The sequence below is a fragment of the Bradyrhizobium monzae genome (assembly GCF_021458635.1).
Lineage (GTDB): Bacteria > Pseudomonadota > Alphaproteobacteria > Rhizobiales > Xanthobacteraceae > Bradyrhizobium.
This window is the reverse complement of sequence record NZ_JAIRDQ010000002.1, coordinates 323,561-341,151: the sequence shown is the minus strand read 5'-3', so window position 1 is coordinate 341,151 and position 17,591 is coordinate 323,561. Positions and strand designations below refer to the sequence as shown.

Annotated in this window: 17 protein-coding genes and 1 pseudogene; 9 read left to right on the top strand and 9 right to left on the bottom strand. The window is 62.6% G+C overall.

The window, feature by feature from the left end; genetic code table 11:
• Positions 1 to 8: 8 nt before the first annotated feature.
• Positions 9 to 905 carry an alpha/beta hydrolase family protein gene (locus tag K3F49_RS10790; protein WP_234680903.1) on the bottom strand — a complete coding sequence of 299 codons (897 nt, stop codon included), beginning with the start codon at positions 903 to 905 and terminating at the stop codon, positions 9 to 11.
• 179 nt (positions 906 to 1,084) lie between these two features.
• On the opposite strand from K3F49_RS10790, the gene K3F49_RS10785 reads away from it, so the two are divergent.
• From K3F49_RS10785 to K3F49_RS10775, 3 genes are read left to right on the top strand one after another with little or no spacing between them, the layout of a single operon-like run.
• On the top strand, positions 1,085 to 2,473 hold the full coding sequence (locus K3F49_RS10785) for a class II 3-deoxy-7-phosphoheptulonate synthase (RefSeq protein ID WP_234680902.1): 1,389 nt from the start codon (positions 1,085 to 1,087) through the stop codon (positions 2,471 to 2,473).
• 4 nt (positions 2,474 to 2,477) lie between these two features.
• Complete coding sequence (locus K3F49_RS10780) at positions 2,478 to 2,831, top strand: diacylglycerol kinase (RefSeq protein WP_234680901.1); 354 nt, start codon at positions 2,478 to 2,480, stop codon at positions 2,829 to 2,831.
• Between the two features lie 16 nt (positions 2,832 to 2,847).
• A complete protein-coding gene (locus tag K3F49_RS10775; RefSeq protein ID WP_234680900.1) occupies positions 2,848 to 4,605 on the top strand; it encodes an NAD+ synthase in 1,758 nt (585 codons plus the stop codon).
• Positions 4,606 to 4,629: 24 nt separating this feature from the next.
• Here K3F49_RS10775 and K3F49_RS10770 read toward each other — a convergent pair whose 3' ends face one another.
• From K3F49_RS10770 to K3F49_RS10750, 5 genes are all read right to left on the bottom strand, one after another.
• Complete coding sequence (locus tag K3F49_RS10770) at positions 4,630 to 5,022, bottom strand: cytochrome C oxidase subunit IV family protein (protein ID WP_234680899.1); 393 nt, start codon at positions 5,020 to 5,022, stop codon at positions 4,630 to 4,632.
• A gap of 9 nt (positions 5,023 to 5,031) precedes the next feature.
• Positions 5,032 to 5,754 (bottom strand): heme-copper oxidase subunit III family protein, encoded by a 723-nt coding sequence (locus tag K3F49_RS10765; protein ID WP_234680898.1) that lies wholly within the window; start codon positions 5,752 to 5,754, stop codon positions 5,032 to 5,034.
• 14 nt (positions 5,755 to 5,768) lie between these two features.
• Positions 5,769 to 6,473: a cytochrome c oxidase subunit 3 gene (locus K3F49_RS10760; RefSeq protein WP_234680897.1), complete on the bottom strand. Its 705-nt coding sequence runs from the start codon at positions 6,471 to 6,473 to the stop codon at positions 5,769 to 5,771.
• Positions 6,470 to 8,248, bottom strand: a complete 1,779-nt coding sequence (locus K3F49_RS10755) for a cbb3-type cytochrome c oxidase subunit I (RefSeq protein ID WP_234680896.1) — start codon at positions 8,246 to 8,248, stop codon at positions 6,470 to 6,472. Before K3F49_RS10755 ends, K3F49_RS10760 begins: the two co-directional genes overlap by 4 nt.
• A gap of 78 nt (positions 8,249 to 8,326) precedes the next feature.
• Positions 8,327 to 9,160, bottom strand: coding sequence for a cytochrome c oxidase subunit II (locus K3F49_RS10750; protein ID WP_234680895.1), 834 nt, complete (start codon positions 9,158 to 9,160; stop codon positions 8,327 to 8,329).
• A gap of 550 nt (positions 9,161 to 9,710) precedes the next feature.
• On the opposite strand from K3F49_RS10750, the gene K3F49_RS10745 reads away from it, so the two are divergent.
• Positions 9,711 to 10,619 carry a DUF2189 domain-containing protein gene (locus tag K3F49_RS10745; RefSeq protein WP_234681418.1) on the top strand — a complete coding sequence of 303 codons (909 nt, stop codon included), beginning with the start codon at positions 9,711 to 9,713 and terminating at the stop codon, positions 10,617 to 10,619.
• A gap of 54 nt (positions 10,620 to 10,673) precedes the next feature.
• Here the strand turns inward: K3F49_RS10745 and K3F49_RS10740 are convergent, their stop codons facing one another.
• Both K3F49_RS10740 and K3F49_RS10735 read right to left on the bottom strand, forming a co-directional pair.
• Positions 10,674 to 11,870, bottom strand: coding sequence for a DUF2865 domain-containing protein (locus tag K3F49_RS10740; protein ID WP_234680894.1), 1,197 nt, complete (start codon positions 11,868 to 11,870; stop codon positions 10,674 to 10,676).
• Between the two features lie 142 nt (positions 11,871 to 12,012).
• Positions 12,013 to 12,318 (bottom strand): hypothetical protein, encoded by a 306-nt coding sequence (locus tag K3F49_RS10735; protein ID WP_234680893.1) that lies wholly within the window; start codon positions 12,316 to 12,318, stop codon positions 12,013 to 12,015.
• A 287-nt stretch (positions 12,319 to 12,605) separates the two neighbouring features.
• Between K3F49_RS10735 and cysS the strand changes: the two are divergent.
• From cysS to K3F49_RS10715, 5 genes and pseudogenes are all read left to right on the top strand, one after another.
• Positions 12,606 to 13,739, top strand: a pseudogene (gene cysS, locus K3F49_RS10730) (cysteine--tRNA ligase); the annotation flags it as partial.
• A gap of 84 nt (positions 13,740 to 13,823) precedes the next feature.
• Positions 13,824 to 14,237, top strand: a complete 414-nt coding sequence (locus tag K3F49_RS39635) for a CysS/YqeB C-terminal domain-containing protein (RefSeq protein ID WP_452101021.1) — start codon at positions 13,824 to 13,826, stop codon at positions 14,235 to 14,237.
• A 115-nt stretch (positions 14,238 to 14,352) separates the two neighbouring features.
• A complete protein-coding gene (locus K3F49_RS10725) occupies positions 14,353 to 14,844 on the top strand; it encodes a GNAT family N-acetyltransferase (RefSeq protein WP_234680892.1) in 492 nt (163 codons plus the stop codon).
• Positions 14,841 to 16,439, top strand: coding sequence for a citramalate synthase (gene cimA, locus K3F49_RS10720; protein ID WP_234680891.1), 1,599 nt, complete (start codon positions 14,841 to 14,843; stop codon positions 16,437 to 16,439). The genes K3F49_RS10725 and cimA overlap by 4 nt, the downstream gene beginning before the upstream one ends.
• 130 nt (positions 16,440 to 16,569) lie before the next feature.
• Complete coding sequence (locus tag K3F49_RS10715) at positions 16,570 to 16,947, top strand: VOC family protein (protein WP_234680890.1); 378 nt, start codon at positions 16,570 to 16,572, stop codon at positions 16,945 to 16,947.
• A gap of 4 nt (positions 16,948 to 16,951) precedes the next feature.
• Here the strand turns inward: K3F49_RS10715 and K3F49_RS10710 are convergent, their stop codons facing one another.
• The gene (locus K3F49_RS10710; protein WP_234680889.1) at positions 16,952 to 17,560 is read right to left on the bottom strand and encodes an LOG family protein; all 609 of its coding nucleotides are present in this window, start codon (positions 17,558 to 17,560) and stop codon (positions 16,952 to 16,954) included.
• Between the last annotated feature and the right edge of the window lie 31 nt (positions 17,561 to 17,591).

Here is a 17,591-nt window from a genome sequence, read left to right as displayed (position 1 = left end):
CGTGACGCTCACTCCCCCTGGATCCATTCCGCGACGCCGCGCCACAGCGTGTCGCGATGCTCGGGGCGGAAGAAGCCAAAATGGCCGATCGCCTTGGCGCCGACGTCGGATGGTTTCACCGTCAGCACCTCCGGCTTGATCGCCGTGAAGCCGGATGTGAGCAGCTCGACCGCCGGGCGCGTTGCCCAGGGATCGTCGGAGAAGCAGAGCGCGCGCAGCTCGCCCTTGAACTTTGCAAAATTCTCCAGCGCCGGCAGTTTGGAATCGAAGAGATAGCGCGGGCTCGAGACCCAGTCGGCCCATTGCAGGAAGACGCCCTTGGGCAAATCCTCGCCGATGCCGACCCAGCCCGGTGCGTAGCCAAGCGCGTGGACCAGCGGCACGCCGACGAAATTCATGAAGGCGAAGACGCGGTATTTCTCCGGCGAAATCATCAGCCGCCAGGTCGCGGCCTGCGAGGCCACGAACGCCGCGCGCGAAATCTCGCTGTTGTTTTCGATCAGCCCCAGCGCTTGTCCGCCGAAGGAATGGCCGACATACGCGAAGGGCAGGGTGTTGTACCGCTCGCGCATCCAGCGCACCGCGGCGGTGACGTCGAGCGCGGCCCAGTCCGACATCGAGGCCTTGAAGCCGACCAGCGATTTCGGCTGGTTGTAGCCGACCATGGCCGGCTGCCGGGAGTCGCCGATGCCGCGATAGTCGTAAGTGAGGACCGCGCAGCCGCGATGGGCGAGGTAGGAGGCGAAGCCACGATAGATTTTTCGCGGGACGGCGGTCGCCGAGTTGATCAGGACGGCATGGCGCTTGGCGCCGCGCGGCAGGAACAGGGTGCCGGTCAGCGCATACCCGTCGGTTGCCGGGAAGCTGATCTCGTCGATGAAAACGTCGTCCAGTGCCGCGTCCATGGGTGGAAGTCGTCTTGCCGGTTTCCTCTCCCCCCTAGCAAATGCGAATTCGGCTTTACCCGCAAGGGTTTGCATTGCGAAACGGATTTACAACTGGCGGTGTCGTGCCAGCCTGTGTATAAGGCGGCCCTCGCAACCCACAGATCAGGTTGCACTTTTTGCTTCACGGAGAGATTGCGATGTCCGAGCGGTGGACGCCCGAGTCCTGGCGCAGCAAGCCGGTGCTACAGGTGCCCGATTATCCCGACGCCAAGGCTTTGGCCGACGTCGAGGCGCAGCTTGCAACCTTTCCGCCGCTGGTGTTTGCCGGCGAGGCGCGCAATCTGAAGAAGGCGCTCGCGCGCGTTGCGGCCGGCGACGCCTTCCTGCTGCAGGGCGGCGATTGCGCCGAGAGCTTTGCCGAGCACGGCGCCAACAACATCCGCGACTTTTTCCGCGTGCTGCTCCAGATGGCGGTGGTGCTGACCTATGCCGGCGCGGTGCCGGTGGTGAAGGTCGGCCGCATCGCCGGCCAGTTTGCAAAACCGCGCTCGTCGCCGACCGAGAAGGTCAACGGCGTCGAGCTGCCGAGCTATCGCGGCGACATCGTCAACGACATCGCCTTCACCAAGGACGCGCGCGTGCCGGATCCGCAGCGCCAGCTGATGGCCTATCGCCAGTCGGCCGCGACGCTGAACCTGCTCCGCGCCTTCGCCACCGGCGGCTTCGCCAACCTCGGCAGCGTGCATCAATGGATGCTCGGCTTCCTCAAGGATAGTCCGCAGTCCCGCCGCTACAAGGAATTGGCCGACCGCATCTCGGACGCGCTCAATTTCATGCGCGCCTGCGGCCTCGATCTCGAAAGCCATCCGGAGCTGCGCGCCACCGATTTCTACACCAGCCATGAAGCTCTGCTGCTCGGTTACGAGCAGGCCATGACCCGCGTCGATTCCACGACCGGCGACTGGTACGCGACCTCGGGCCACATGATCTGGATCGGCGATCGCACCCGTCAGCTCGACCACGGCCACATCGAATATTTCCGCGGAATCAAGAACCCGATCGGCCTGAAGTGCGGTCCCTCGCTGAAGCCGGACGAGCTGTTGAAGCTGATCGACGTGCTCAACCCGGACAACGAGCCGGGCCGGCTGACGCTGATCAACCGCTTCGGCTCCGACAAGGTCGCCGACCATCTGCCGGGCCTGATCCGCGCGGTGAAGCGCGAGGGCAAAGTGGTGGTCTGGTCGTGCGATCCCATGCACGGCAACACCATCACGTCCACGTCGGGCTACAAGACGCGGCCGTTCGATCGCGTGCTGTCGGAAGTGAAGTCGTTCTTCACGATCCACGCCGCGGAAGGCACCCACGCCGGCGGCGTGCATCTGGAGATGACCGGCCAGGACGTCACCGAATGTATCGGCGGCGCCCGCGCCATCACGGACGAGGATCTCAACGATCGCTACCACACGGTTTGCGATCCCCGCCTCAATGCCGAGCAATCCATCGACATGGCTTTCCTGGTCGCCGAACTGCTGAAGCAGGAACGCTCCGGCAAGGTCAGGCCGATTCCGGCTGCAGCGGGGCTCTAAAACCTTGCTGCGGATCTGGAAGGCCACGATCAATTCCCGCAACGGTCTGGCCTTTGCGTTCCGCTCGGAACAGGCCGTCCGCGAGGAGATTTTTGCGCTGATCCTGTCGGTGCCGGTCGCGTGGTTCGTCGCCGCCAGCGCGACGCGCGCGGTCGAGCTGGTCTGCTCGGTCGCCTTCGTGCTGGTGGTCGAGCTGCTCAACACCGCGATCGAGAAGCTCGCCGACCGACTGACCATGGATCACGACAAGCAGATCGGACGGGTCAAGGACATGGGCTCGGCCGCGGTCGGCGTTGCGCTGCTGATGGCCGGCGCGTTCTGGATCATCGCGATCATCGAGCGGCTGGGATTTCTCTAACTCGAGGACGGCGGCCATGACCGAACGTCTCAACACATTCGCGGTCACGCTCGCCCAGCTCAATCCGACCATGGGCGACATCGAGGGCAATGCCGCGAAGGCTCGCTCGGCACGCGCGCGAGCCATCGCCGATGGCGCCGATCTGGTGCTGTTTCCGGAATTGTTCATCGCCGGCTATCCTCCGGAGGATCTGGTGCAGAAGCCGGCGTTCCAGGCCGCCTGCCGTTCCGCCATCGAAGCGCTCGCGCGCGAGACCGCCGACGGCGGCCCGGCGCTGCTGGTCGGCACGCCCTGGGTCGAGGACGGCAGGCTCTACAATGCCTGCGCGCTGCTCGACGGCGGGCGCATCGCGGCGTTGCGCTTCAAATGCAATCTGCCGAATTACGGCGTGTTCGACGAGAAGCGGCTGTTTGCGCGCGGGCCGGCGGCGGGTCCCGTCACCGTGCGCGGCGTGCGGATCGGCGTTCCGATCTGCGAGGATATCTGGCTGGAAGAGTCCGAGGATTACGAGAACGTGGTCGAGACGCTGGCCGAGACCGGCGCCGAGATCATTCTGGTGCCGAACGGCTCGCCCTATGCCCGCGACAAGAACGATGTGCGCCTGTCAGTGGCGGTCGCGCGGGTCACCGAGAGCGGCTTGCCGCTGATCTATCTCAATCAGGTCTGCGGCCAGGACGAGCTCGTGTTCGACGGCGCGTCTTTCGCGCTCAACGGCGATCTCTCGCTCGCCGCGCAACTGCCGGCGTTCGCGGAGAACGTCACGACGCTGCGCTTCATCAGGAACGGCGGCGATTGGCGTTGCACGGGTCCGATCGTGGAGCAGCCCGAGGGCGACAAGGCCGACTATGCCGCGTGCGTGATCGGCTTGCGCGACTACGTCACCAAAAATGGCTTTCCCGGCGTGCTGCTCGGCATCTCCGGCGGCATCGATTCCGCACTCTGCGCGGCGATCGCGGTCGATGCGCTGGGCGCCGATCAGGTGCACGGCGTGATGCTGCCTTATCGCTACACGGCAGCACACTCGATCGCCGACGCGGGCGAGCTCGCCGGCCATCTCGGCATCCGCTACGAGGTGTTGCCGATCGCGGAAGCGGTGGGCGGATTCGAAACCATCCTGTCCGGCATCTTCAAGAACCTGCCGCCCGATATTACCGAGGAAAACCTTCAGGCCCGCACGCGTGGCACGCTGCTGATGGCGATCTCCAACAAGACCGGGCTGATGGTGGTGACGACAGGCAACAAGTCGGAAATGTCGGTCGGTTATGCCACGCTCTATGGCGACATGAACGGCGGCTTCAATCCGATCAAGGACATCTACAAGACGCAGGTGTTTCGCATGGCGGCGCTGCGCAACACCTGGAAGCCTGACGGCGCGCTAGGACCTGCGGGCGAGGTGATCCCGCCCGACATCATCACGCGTCCGCCGACGGCCGAGCTGCGTGAGAACCAGACCGATCAGGACTCACTGCCGGCTTACGAGGTGCTCGACGCGATCCTGGAGCGTCTGGTCGAGCGCGAAGAGCCGTTGGACCAGATCATCGCCGCCGGCTTCGACCGCGGGACGGTCACCCGCATCGACCATCTCCTCAACATCGCCGAATACAAGCGCCGCCAGGCCGCTCCCGGCGTGAAGGTGACGCGCAGGAATTTCGGCCGCGACCGCCGTTACCCCATCACCAACCGTTTTCGCGACAAGGGCGAGCCGCTTCCTGTCCCGGACGAGACCTTGGTCTCGCGTGCCAACGGCGCCTCGATCGACGCGTTCGAGGGGTGAGGTTAGAGGCCGGGTCTGCCGGTGCTACGACGGGCTTGCGAAGAACAGCACCCGAAGGAAGTGCGTGTACTCGGACTCGAGCACCATGATCGTAACAAAGACCAACACCGCGATCGGCGGCGCCAGTATGGCATAGGCCAGGGCCAGCCGCTCCCAGGCCATGTGCATGAAGACGGCAACGATCAGGCCTGCCTTCAACACCATGAACAGCAGGATCAGCGACCACCTGAGATAGCCATGCAGGCCAAAGTAGTCGACGAGGAAGGAGCACGTGCTGAGGACAAACAACCATCCCCAGACCACGAGATAGAGCTTGATCGGGTGCTGCTGGCCCTTGGCGTGCGCCGCTCCCGATCCGACGGCGTCATGCGCATGAGCGTGTAGCTGTCCTTCCATGTGTACCGCTGCATTTGTCATTGGCCGATCTCACCAAAGATAGAACAAGGCAAAGATGAACACCCACACGAGGTCGACGAAGTGCCAGTACAGGCCCATGATCTCGACGATCTCGTAATAGCCCTTGCGGCTCGTGAAGAAGCCGCGCCTCGCGACGTCGAAGTCGCCGCGCAAGACCTTCCGCGCAATGGCGATCAGGAAGATTACACCGATCGTCACATGGGTGCCGTGAAAGCCGGTGATCATGAAGAAGCTCGCGCCAAACTGCGGTGCGCCCCACGGATTGCCCCAGGGCCGGACGCCCTCCGTGATCAGCTTGGTCCATTCGAAGGCCTGCATTCCGACGAATGTCGCGCCGAAGGCCGCCGTGACCAGCATCAAGGCTGCCGTCCTGACGCGGTCGCGGCGGTAGCCGAAATTGACAGCCATCGCCATCGTCCCGCTGCTGCTGATCAGGATGAACGTCATGATGGCGATCAGGATCATCGGGATGTGTGTATCGCCGATGGTGAGGGCAAAAACTTCGCTGGTATTGGGCCACGGCACGGTCGTCGACATGCGCGCGGTCATGTAGGAGAGCAGGAAGCAACTGAAGATGAAGGTGTCGCTGAGGAGGAAGATCCACATCATGGCCTTGCCCCAGGACACGTTCTTGAAGGCGCGCTGATCGGAAGCCCAGTCGGCGGCGATGCCGCGCCAGCCTTCAAGGCGCGCAGGCGATTGGCCCGAATTTGTCAGCACGGTCTCAGCCATCTGGTCTCGCCTCCCTAACTCAGCAATTGGCGACAGATGTTGACGAAATCGTCGGTCCAGCCGGTGAGGAGGCCGAGCAGGACGAGCCAGACCAGCAGCAGGAAGTGCCAGTAGATGGCGCACAGCTCCACGCTCAGGCGTGTGTCGGCGATCTCGGCGCTGCGCCACACCTTGGCTGAGGTTCGGCCGAGGGCCACCAGGCCGCCCGTCAGATGCAGCCCGTGCACCGCCGTCAACAGGTAGAAGAAGGAATTGGCCGGATTGGACGCCACGAAATATCCGGCCGCGTTGAGCTGTTGCCAGGCCAGAAGCTGTCCGGCGAGGAAAAGTACGGCGGACACTCCGCCCGTGAGCAGGCCGGCCATGACGCCATCAGCGTCGTGTCGGCGCGCGGCCACAGACGACCATTGCAGCGCGACGCTGCTCACGACCAGGACGCCCGTGTTGATCCACAGCAGCCGCGGCACGGGCAGAGCCCGCCAGTCCACCGCATTCATGCGCATCGAGTAGGCGCTGATGAAGAGGACGAACAATGAACCCGCGACCGCGAGAAACACGCCAAGTCCGATCTTCGCGGCCGGCCAGGTCATGGCATCGCCGCCTGGGAAGTCACCGGCCGAACCTTCCTCCAGCCAGGGCTTGGCCGTCAGCCGCTGCTGCGACAGCCACCATCCGGTGATGACCGCGATCACAGCCAGGAACAGGATGATGGCGCTCACGAAACAGCTCCCTGAACGGCCTGCGTTGCGCGCGGCGGCTGGTTCTGCGGAATGAAGTCCTCCTCGGCGCCGGGTACGCTGTAGTCATAGGCCCAGCGGTAGACGACCGGGAGCTCCTTGCCCCAGTTGCCGTGCCCGGGGGGCGTCTCCGGCGTCTGCCATTCCAGCGTCGTCGCCCGCCACGGATTGCCGCCTGAGGCTTCACCTTTGAACAGGCTCCAGGCAAGATTGAACAGGAACACCATCTGGCTGAAGCCGACGGTCAGGGCCACCACGGAGATGAAGGCGTTCAGTGAATGGGCCGAAGGCGGGATGAACGCCGCCTCGCCGAGTTCGAAATACCGGCGCGGAACGCCGAGCAGTCCGAGATAGTGCATGGGGAAGAAGATCAGGTAGGCGCCGAGGAAGGTGACCCAGAAGTGAAACTTGCCGAGGACGTCGTTCAACATCCGTCCCGTGACCTTGGGGTACCAATGATAGATCGCGCCGAGCACGACCATGATCGGCGCCACGCCCATCACCATGTGGAAATGTGCGACCACGAACATGGTATCCGAGAGCGGAACGTCCACGACGACGTTTCCGAGGAAGAGGCCGGTCAGCCCGCCGTTCACGAAGGTGATGATGAAGCCGAGGGCGAACAGCATCGGCACCCTGAGATGAATGTCGCCGCGCCACAGGGTCAGCACCCAGTTGTAGACCTTGATCGCGGTGGGGATGGCGATGATGAGCGTCGTGGTGGCGAAGAAGTAGCCGAATTGCGGGAACATGCCGCTCACATACATGTGGTGCGCCCATACGAGGAAGCTGAGCGCGCCGATGGCCACGATCGCCCAGACCATCATGCGGTAACCAAAGATGTTCTTGCGCGCATGTGTGCTGATCAGATCGGAGACGATGCCGAAGGCGGGCAGGGCGACGATGTAGACCTCGGGGTGGCCGAAGAACCAGAACAGGTGCTGGAAGAGCAGCGGGCTGCCGCCACCATATTTCGAAAGCGTGCCCATCTCGACGAGTGAGGGCATGAAGAAGCTGGTTCCCAAGAGACGGTCGAGCAGCAGCATGACCGAGGCAACGAAGAGTGCAGGGAATGCCAGCAAAGCCATAACGGTCGCCGTGAAAATGCCCCACACCGTCAGGGGCAGCCGCATCAGTGTCATGCCGCGGGCGCGCGCCTGGAGCACCGTGACCACATAATTCAGCCCGCCCATGGTGAAGCCGATGATGAACAGGATCAGGGACGACATCATGAGAATGATGCCCCATTCCTGCCCAGGCGTTCCGGAGAGGATTGCTTGCGGCGGGTACAACGTCCAGCCGGCGCCCGTGGGGCCGCCGGGCACGAAGAATGTCGAGGCCAGCACCAGGACTGCGAGCAGGTAGACCCAGTAGCTCAGCATGTTCACATAGGGGAAAACCATATCCCGGGCGCCGACCATCAGCGGGATCAGGTAGTTGCCGAAGCCGCCCAGGAACAATGCGGTGAGCAGGTAGATCACCATGATCATGCCGTGCATGGTGATGAGCTGGAGGTACTGGTTGGGGTCGATGAAAGAGAAAGTGCCCGGGAACCCCAGTTGCAGCCGCATCAGCCACGACAGCACCAGGGCCACCAGTCCGATGGCGGAGGCCGTCAGCGCGTACTGAATGGCGATCACCTTGGCGTCCTGCGAGAAGACATACCGTGTCCACCAGCTCCTCGGATGATAGAGCTCGACATCAGGTGCTTCGGCAGGCGGGATGTTCGCGATCCCTTCATATGGAATATCGACCATAGAAACCTCCTCGGTCGTTTCCATCGGGTACGACGAGTTGACCTCACGCACCCGATCTAGCTTCGCGGCGGCACCTTGCTACTTGTCGCCGGATTGGTACGTCGCCCTCACAACCGCGTTTCCGCCCGACAATTCTGCGAACGTTTTCTGTTGCTCCAGCCAAGCGTGATATTCATGTTCTTCGTCGACGATGACCTTGGCCCGCATCTGATAATGCGCAGCGCCGCAGAGTTCCGCACAGAGAACATCGAACGTTCCGGTTCGGATCGGCGTTATCCAGAAATAGGTCACCGCGCCCGGGACCATGTCCATCTTGGCCCGGAATTCCGGCACGTAGAAATCGTGCAGGACATCGACCGAGCGGAGCAGGACTTTGACAGGCTTCCCCAATTGAAGGTGCAACTCGCCGTTCTCGATCACGACATCGTCCTGCGCATGTGCATCGTCGCGATTGAGTCCCATCGGATTGTCGGGACCGATGTTGCGGACATCGGAGGTGCCCAACCGCCCATCCTTGCCGGGAAGGCGGAAGCTCCATTGCCATTGCTGGCCCATGACCTCGACCTCGGTGGCATCCGCAGGCACCGTCACGAACTGGTGCCAGACCACGAGGCCCGGCGCCAGCATGGCCGCGACGCCGACGCCGGTCCCGACGCTCAGCCACCATTCGAGCTTTTTGTTTTCCGGGTTGTAGTCAGCCCGTCTTCCCTCTTTGTGGTGAAAGCGGAAGACGCAATAGGCCATGAACGCGATGACCGCGACGAAAACGAAGCCCGTGATCCAGAACGTGATGTTGATGGTGTGGTCGATATAGACCCAGTTGGTGCCGATCGGCGTCCACCACCACGGGCTGTAGATGTGAAACAGCACCGAGCCGATCGCGACCAGAAGCAGTATCAATGCGACAACCATCCTGATCCATCCTTGCCATCGAAGGCTACGGATACGAATCCAGGGCGGAGCTCACGTCTGTCGCGATAGCTGGCTTTTCTTGGTTGGCATCTATGCCATCGCCGGCCTCTTGCCTCGCCCATTCCAGTGGTCGCGAACTCAAGAGAACGTCTCGACCACCAATCTCATCGGAGCTGAGGGCGTCCGCTTTTAAGATGATACCAGCAGAACCCGGCGTCAATAGAGCATTGTAGGCGTGCCAATGTCGTGTCGGCGTCGCTGTCGGTCGGCAAGAAGCGCCTGTTGCATCCATTGCGCGACGGCGTCTCAGGTGACGCCACGCATGAAAACTTGTGCAGATGCACAATTCACCTAACCGTGAGTTCAGCCGAGCCCGGTGCGCGCTAGGATTGCCAAGGCAGGTCGCGACGGGTTCCGTCCGGCCAGGCTCGTGTCGCTGAACCTGGGTTACCGTACTCGGCCCATCGCGTTTCTCGCTCGTGAGGCGGACACGCGTGGTTGGAAAACGCGTGTTATCGGCATCGCGATTTTCAGCACGGGAGGTGCGTCCATGGCCACTCTCTACTCCCACGACATCTTGAGGCGGCACGTATTCGGCGAAGCGGCCTCTTATCCCATTCGCAAGATCAGCTTGTCCGACTTGACCGTGGCTCTGCGCCTGGGTTGGGAGGACTTCCAGGCAATGCCAAGTCACGCGATCGTCGTATGCGCGATTTATCCCGTTCTTGGTCTCGTCCTGTTCAGGATGGTCCTCGGCCATTCGGTGCTGCCGCTGTTGTTTCCGCTAGCCGCCGGGTTTGCCTTGATTGGCCCCTTTGCCGCGATCGGTCTCTACGAACTCAGCCGTCGCCGCGAGCTCGGCGAGGAGGTCGACGCATGGGACGCGATCAAAGTGCTGCGCGCACCGTCGTTCGGCGCAATGCTCGAGCTCGGCGTGCTCCTGCTCGTCCTGTTCGGGATCTGGATCGGTGTCGCGAACGCAATCTACGTCACGATCTTCGGTCACGCGCCGGCTGCAAGCATTCCCGACTTCGCAACGCGCGTGCTGACGACCCCGGAAGGCTGGTCGCTCATCATCGTCGGTTGTGGCGTCGGCTTCCTGTTTGCGGTCGTGACGCTGTGCATCAGCGTCGTGTCGTTCCCGTTGATGCTCGACCGGCATGCGACTGCGATCGATGCGATCCGCACGTCGCTCCGAGTCGTGGCCGCGAATCCGGTCGGGATGGCCGGATGGGGTCTCATCGTTGCGGCGCTGCTGGTGATCGGCTCGCTACCGGCGTTCGTCGGTCTCGCTGTCGTGTTGCCGGTGCTCGGTCATGCCACTTGGCATCTCTACCGGAGGGTGGTCGAGCCGAATCCGAATCCACCTGACGAACCGCCGCCGCACCCGAAGGGAAAGCGCTACGCAGCTGACTTTCCGGCGAATCTCTTCCCGTGGAGCCGCGAGGGCGAGCAGTAACAGCGACACGGCCGCGCCTGGCGGCCGCCTTCGCGTGACATGACGGAGAATAACCTACTTCTGCTGCTGCGGCAGGAACGTCGGCCCGACCGAACGGATCGGCTTGTTTTCGGACGTGGTGGCGGTGCTTGCCTCAGGCGGAGGTGTCGCTGCCGGTGCGGTAGCCGTTGTCGGCGCCGGAGCTGCGCCCTTCTTGGCCGTTGCGGCAGGCGTGCCCCTGCTGAGCCGCTGCTGCTGCATTTTCTTGGCGCTCTCCTCGGTGACGATGATGTCACCCTGCTGCTCGGCCGCCGCCTTGTCGTCGGCCGATTTCAGCGCGTCGGCCCAGGTCTGGCCGGCCGCTTTGCACGAGCAGGACGGGTTGAACTCGCTGCGGAATTTGAAGGCGGTTGGCAACGCCGTGTAGGGCTGACCACTGATGGAGACCGCCGAGCTCATGTCCTCGCCGGGATTGCGGTGGGCGTAGAGCACGGCTTCAGCCGCCGGGCACAGCGCCTTGCAGGTCTTCTCGTCGTCGGGGAAGCGCGCCGGCACGGTCGCAAACGAGATCGGAAAATAGGCGCCGTCGCAGGTACGCACGCAGACGGTGCGGTAAGTGCCGGATTGCGGGCCGAGATCCGCGGGCGGCGCGCCCGGCGGATTATTGGGGTTATTGCCGCCGCCGAACAGATTGCTCAGGAAGTTGCCGCCCTGCGACTGCGCGGCGTTGGCGTATTGCGGGCCGCAATTGTTCTGCGCAAGCGCAATCAGCACCGAGCGGCGCTGGCTATCGCGTTCGGGGCTGCCGCCGCCGGGACCGCCAGTGCGCAGGCGTTCGAGATTGCCGGTGATCTGGTCCAGATTGGCGCGCATCTGCTGGATCTGGGTGTTGACCGGGCCGCATTGCGCCGACTGGCCGTTGAACAGCGAGAAGAAGCCGGAGGAATCGCAACCCATGCGCTTGGCCTGCATGGTGACGCGATCGAGCTCGGCCTGCTGGCGGGTCTGGGAATCCTGATAACGGCGGATCTGGTCTTCGCGCGCGGGATCACCACCACCGCCGCCGCGATCGAGCGCGGCAAGCTGGCCTTCCAGCCGCACGCACATCGGATTCGGTCCGAGCCCGTTCTGGGTGGCCGGAGGCGGCGGCGCTCCCGGCGGGCCGGCCTGTGCAAAGGCGTCAGTGGTGAGCACGATCGCGCTCAGAAGCACGGTGCAGGCAAGGAGGGAGCGGGGACGGGACAGAGACAAAAATTCAGGCATATCCGCCATTCTAGCGAGGTCACGGCCCCAACTGACTTCCAATGTGATTTGGGGGGCCGAAGCGCGTCCTCCAATAGCCGCTTCCTGCGGCATCGTCACGTCGTTTCAGGGGCCGTAAATGGGTCCTAAGGTCCGCCAGCTCCGAGCGAATTCAGCGCTGGCAGGTGATTGCGACATATTCGTCGCAATGGCCATGAGAGCAGTTTGCGCCGGATTTGGGGACAGAGCCGGTAATTTCGTCGGGATCGACCCGGCGGTAGGCCGATGCCTGCGCAAAGTCCCGTGACTGGCAGTAGGTGCGGGCCACCTGCGCGCCGCATTTCTCGCCCTTGGCCAGGCATCGGTCGATGCCATAGCCGTCCGCCTGGTTGGCGATGATGAAGACGCGGGTCTCGGCGAAAGCACCGGATACTGCGACGATGGAAGCACAGGAGACGAGCGTGAACAGGGATCGCATGGATGCACCGGGGCTTGGGACCGCCGGGTTCCAAATTAAAGTCAAAAGGTTAAGGATGACGAACCATCAAGGCGGGGCGGCCGCGCATTGCGGAAACAAGACGGCATTTTCGCGGCTCTCTTGACGAAAGGCGCCTTCGTGGCCCATATGTCGCCGCATGAACGGTCTCCTCGCCATCTGCATTATCTGCCGCGAGATTACGAGCTAGCGATTCGCTGGCTGGAGCCGTCTTTTCTCAACCACATTGAGAGCACTGGACGCCCGGCCAACAGCCGACGGGTGTCCATATGGAATTGCGTCTTTACGATACGCTGACGAAGACGAAACGCACCTTCCTGCCGCTGAGGCAGGAGGATGTTCGCATGTATGTTTGCGGGCCAACCGTCTACGACTTTGCCCATATAGGCAACGCCCGTCCGGTAATCGTGTTTGACATGCTGTTTCGGTTGCTACGCTTCTTTGCGAAGAAGGGCGTTTGGGATGAAGGCAAGGGCCAGACAACAGTCACCTACGTCCGCAACATCACAGATGTGGACGACAAGATTAACAACCGTGCTGCACGAGACTATCCTGGCATGCCTCTGAATGAGGCGATCCGTAAAGTCACCGAGAAGACCGCAGAGCAATTTCGCACAGACGTCAAAGCGCTCGGCTGCGAGCCACCGACTTTTGAGCCACGCGCTACAGATTTCGTCCTGCCTCGTCTTGATGGCAAGGCAGACATGGTGACCTTGATCAAGCAGTTGATCGAGCGGGGGCACGCATACGAGGCGGTCGGCGAAGTTCTATTCGATGTCCGATCGATGCCTGACTACGGCACGTTATCCGGTCAAAATCTAGACGAGATGCGGCCGGGCGCACGCGTCGCGGTCGATGCACACAAGAAAAGTCCGTTGGACTTCGTGCTGTGGAAGCAATCGTCGGGGGATGAGCCTGGATGGGAAAGCCCGTGGGGAAGAGGGCGACCGGGGTGGCATATCGAGTGCTCGGCTATGAGCGCGGCATATCTTGGTAACGTATTCGATATTCACGGCGGCGGCTTAGATCTGATCTTTCCGCATCACGAAAATGAAATAGCCCAGTCGCGGTGCGCGCATGGCACTGCCACAATGGCAAATTTTTGGATGCACAACGGCTTCGTAGAGGTCGAGGGTAAGAAGATGTCGAAGTCCGACGGCAACTTCGTGACTATTCGAGACCTACTTGCGAAGTGGCCGGGCGATGTGTTGCGCTTGCAAATGCTGATGACTCACTATCGATCGCCCAGCGATTGGACCGACGCGCGGGCGCATCAAGCCAATGCTGAACTCGAGGACTGGGCTTATCTGCTGCAATCTCGATATACGTGGTCCGACGCGGTGCTCCCGGAGCCGACTGCGATTGCAGAAATACTTGCTGACGATCTCGATACATCAAACGCACTAACGTTTTTGCGTGAGCTCTATAGCCGCGCAAAACGAGGTACAGAGGAGGAGATACGAGAGTTTGCGGCCTCTTGCCGATTGATGGGTTTCCGCAATCTAAATAAGCCGGGGTATTTCAACCAGATAAATACCGGAATCGGCGCGGGATCCGGTGAGGCCGTTTCGAAGAATGCTGACCGCATTCAAGCGCTGCGTGCAGCTTATGCGAACACAGCTCCGCCTCAGGTCATCAGCGTCATCAGCTCTGAGATCGAAAGTAGCAGCAATATCCGGGTTGAGGTCACCGATAAGGGCAAAGTTATACTAGTTTTCGGCAATCGACAGGAAACCGATACGAAGGTCAACGAACTTATCGAGCAACGAAATGAAGCACGAGCGAGGAAAGACTTCACCGAATCTGACCGGCTTCGGGGAGTGCTTGCGCAAATGGGCATAACCCTTCGCGACTTCAAGGATCCTGTTACAGGGGAGCCAAAGAGCGAGATAGTTCAGTGAAGCAGCCCGACACGCCGTTCCAGCGGCACTGGCTTTATTGCATCGCGCCGAAAATCTTGCTTCTCGGCGCCGCTGTGGCGATCGTGCTGAAACTCGATTGGATGTTGTGAAGACGATGGCACAAGCTCATCCCAAGCCCGGACTGCGGCCGTTCCTGCCGGCCGACGTTCCGATGCTGGCCGCGATCTTCGCCGCCAGCATCCAGGAGCTGACCGGCGACGACTACAGCGAGGCGCAGCAGGAAGCCTGGATGGCTGCGGCGGAGGACGAGGAGTTCGGCAAGCGGCTGGCGGCCGACCTGACGCTGATCGCCACGCTCGACGGCTCGCCGGTAGGGTTCGCGTCGCTGCGCGGCGCCGATCACATCCGCATGCTCTATGTGCATCCGGCCGTCGGTCGGCAAGGCATCGCGACCATGCTGGTCGATGCGCTCGAAAAGCTCGCTGGCGGCCGTGGCGCTGCGGCGCTGACGGTCGATGCCAGTGACACCGCACAGGGCTTTTTCGCCCAGCGCGGCTACGTCCCCATGCAGCGCAACAGCGTCACCGTCAATGACGAATGGCTCGCCAACACCACCATGAAGAAGACGCTCGGAGCACCGCAATGAGCAAGGAGCGCCTGTATCTGTTCGACACCACGCTGCGCGACGGCGCGCAGACCAACGGCGTCGACTTCACGCTGACCGACAAGCAGGTCATCGCGGCGATGCTCGACGAGCTCGGCATCGATTATGTCGAGGGCGGCTATCCCGGCGCCAATCCGCTCGACACCGAATTTTTCGGCAGCAAGCCGAAGCTCAACCATGCGCGCTTCACCGCCTTCGGCATGACGCGGCGGGCAGGGCGCTCGGTCTCCAACGATCCCGGCGTCGCCGGGCTGCTGGAGGCGAAGGCGGATGCGATCTGCTTCGTGGCAAAGTCCTCCGCGTATCAGGTGCGCGTCGCACTGGAGACGACCAAGGAAGAAAACCTCGCCTCGATCCGCGACAGTGTCGCAGCCGCAAAGGCCGCTGGCCGCGAGGTCATGCTCGATTGCGAGCATTTCTTCGATGGCTACAAGGAAGATTCGAGTTTTGCGCTCGCCTGCGCCCAAGCTGCCTACGAGGCCGGCGCACGCTGGGTGGTGTTGTGTGACACCAATGGCGGCACCATGCCGCACGAGGTCGAGGCCATCGTCACCGAGGTGACAAAACACATTCCCGGCGACCACGTCGGCATCCACGCCCATAACGACACCGAGCAGGCGGTGGCGAATTCGCTCGCCGCAGTGCGCGCCGGCGCGCGGCAGATCCAGGGCACGCTGAATGGCCTTGGCGAGCGCTGCGGCAACGCCAATCTCTGCTCGCTGATTCCAACGTTGAAATTGAAGAAGGAGTTTGCGGACGCCTTCGATATCAGCGTCACGCCGGAGAAGCTCGCAACCCTCGTCAAAGTCTCGCGCACGCTCGACGACATGCTCAACCGCGTGCCGAACCGGCATGCGGCTTACGTCGGCGAGAGCGCCTTCGTCACCAAGACCGGCATTCATGCCTCCGCCGTGATGAAGGATCCGCAGACCTACGAGCACGTACTGCCGGAGACCGTCGGCAATCACCGCAAGGTGCTGGTGTCCGACCAGGCCGGCCGCTCCAACGTCATGGCCGAGCTCGATCGTGCCGGCATCGCCTATGAGAAAAGCGATCCGAAGCTGACGCGGCTGGTCGAGGAACTGAAGGAGCGCGAGGCGGCCGGTTATGCCTACGAATCCGCCAACGCCTCGTTCGACCTGCTGGCGCGCCGCACGCTCGGCAAGGTGCCGCATTATTTCGAGGTCGAGCAGTTCGACGTCAATGTCGAGCAGCGCTACAACGCCCTTGGTGAGCGGGTCACCGTTGCGTTGGCCGTGGTGAAGGTCGACGTCGCCGGCGAGCATCTGATCTCGGCCGCCGAGGGTAACGGTCCCGTCAACGCGCTCGACGTCGCGCTGCGCAAGGACCTCGGCAAGTATCAGAAGTACATCGAGGGCCTGACGCTGATCGACTACCGCGTCCGTATCCTCAACGGCGGCACCGGCGCGGTCACGCGCGTCCTGATCGAGAGCGAGGACGAGAACGGCGATCGCTGGACCACGGTCGGCGTGTCTCCGAACATCATCGACGCCTCGTTCCAGGCATTGATGGATTCGGTGATCTACAAGCTTGTGAAGTCGGGCGCGCCGGCGTAGGGCAGGATGGGGCGCCACAAACGCCGTCATTGCGAGCGACGCGAAGCAATCCAGAGTCTTTCCGCGGCAACAGTCTGGATTGCTTCGTCGCTTCGCTCCTCGCAATGACGGAGAGAGGGGAGCGCGACCAATGATCGACCACATCTCCGTCGGCGTCAGCAATCTCGATCGCTCCGCAAGATTTTACGAGGCCACGCTCGCCACCCTCGGCCTCGCGCGCCTCGTCACGCGGCCGCGCACGGTCGGCTTCGGCAAGGCCTATCCCGAATTCTGGATCAATCTGCGTGAGGCCATGCCGCCCGTGACACCGGAGAGCGGCGTGCACGTCTGCCTGCGCGCAAAGACGACAGGTGAGGTCGACGCATTCCATGCTGCGGCACTTGCGAGCGGCGGCGCGTCCGACGGCGCGCCGGGTATCCGCCCGCACGACCGCGTGCGCTACTACGCCGCTTTCGTCGTCGATCCCGACGGCAACCGGATCGAGGCGGTGACGTTTCCGCCTGCGTAGGGCGTCAGGAGAGCCAGCGCGCCACGTCCGGCGCAAGATCCTTGTCCGCCTCGGCGACCCCTGCCGCGGCCGCCTTGAGCTTCGGCAATATCTCCTCAACGCGATCGGCCATGAGAATGTCGACCGAAAGGCCGGGGCGGATGAACTCCGTCTGCCGCATGTGCGAGATCAGCGAGAACAGCGGCTCCCAGAAATTATCGATATTGGCGAGCAGCAGGGGCTTGGCGTGGCGGCCAAGCTGCTTCCAGGTCAGCTGCTCGACCAGTTCCTCCAGCGTGCCGAGGCCGCCTGGCAGGGCGACGAAGGCGTCGGAGTGTTCGAACATCAGCCGCTTGCGCTCGTGCATGTCGGGAGTGACGATCATCTCTTGCACGCGCGTCAGCGCATTCTCGCGCATTCGCAGGAAGTCGGGGATGATGCCGGTGACGCTGCCGCCGTGATCGAGCACGGAGGTCGCGACCGCGCCCATCAGGCCGAGCGAACCGCCGCCATAGACCAGTCGGATGTTGCTTTCAGCGAGGGCCTTGCCCAAGGCCTTGGCGGCTTCGACGAAGCTGGGATTGGTTCCGGGGCCGGAGCCGCAATAGACGCAGACAGTTTTGATGGTGCTCATTGGCGCCATGATGCATTGCAGCGAATACGCG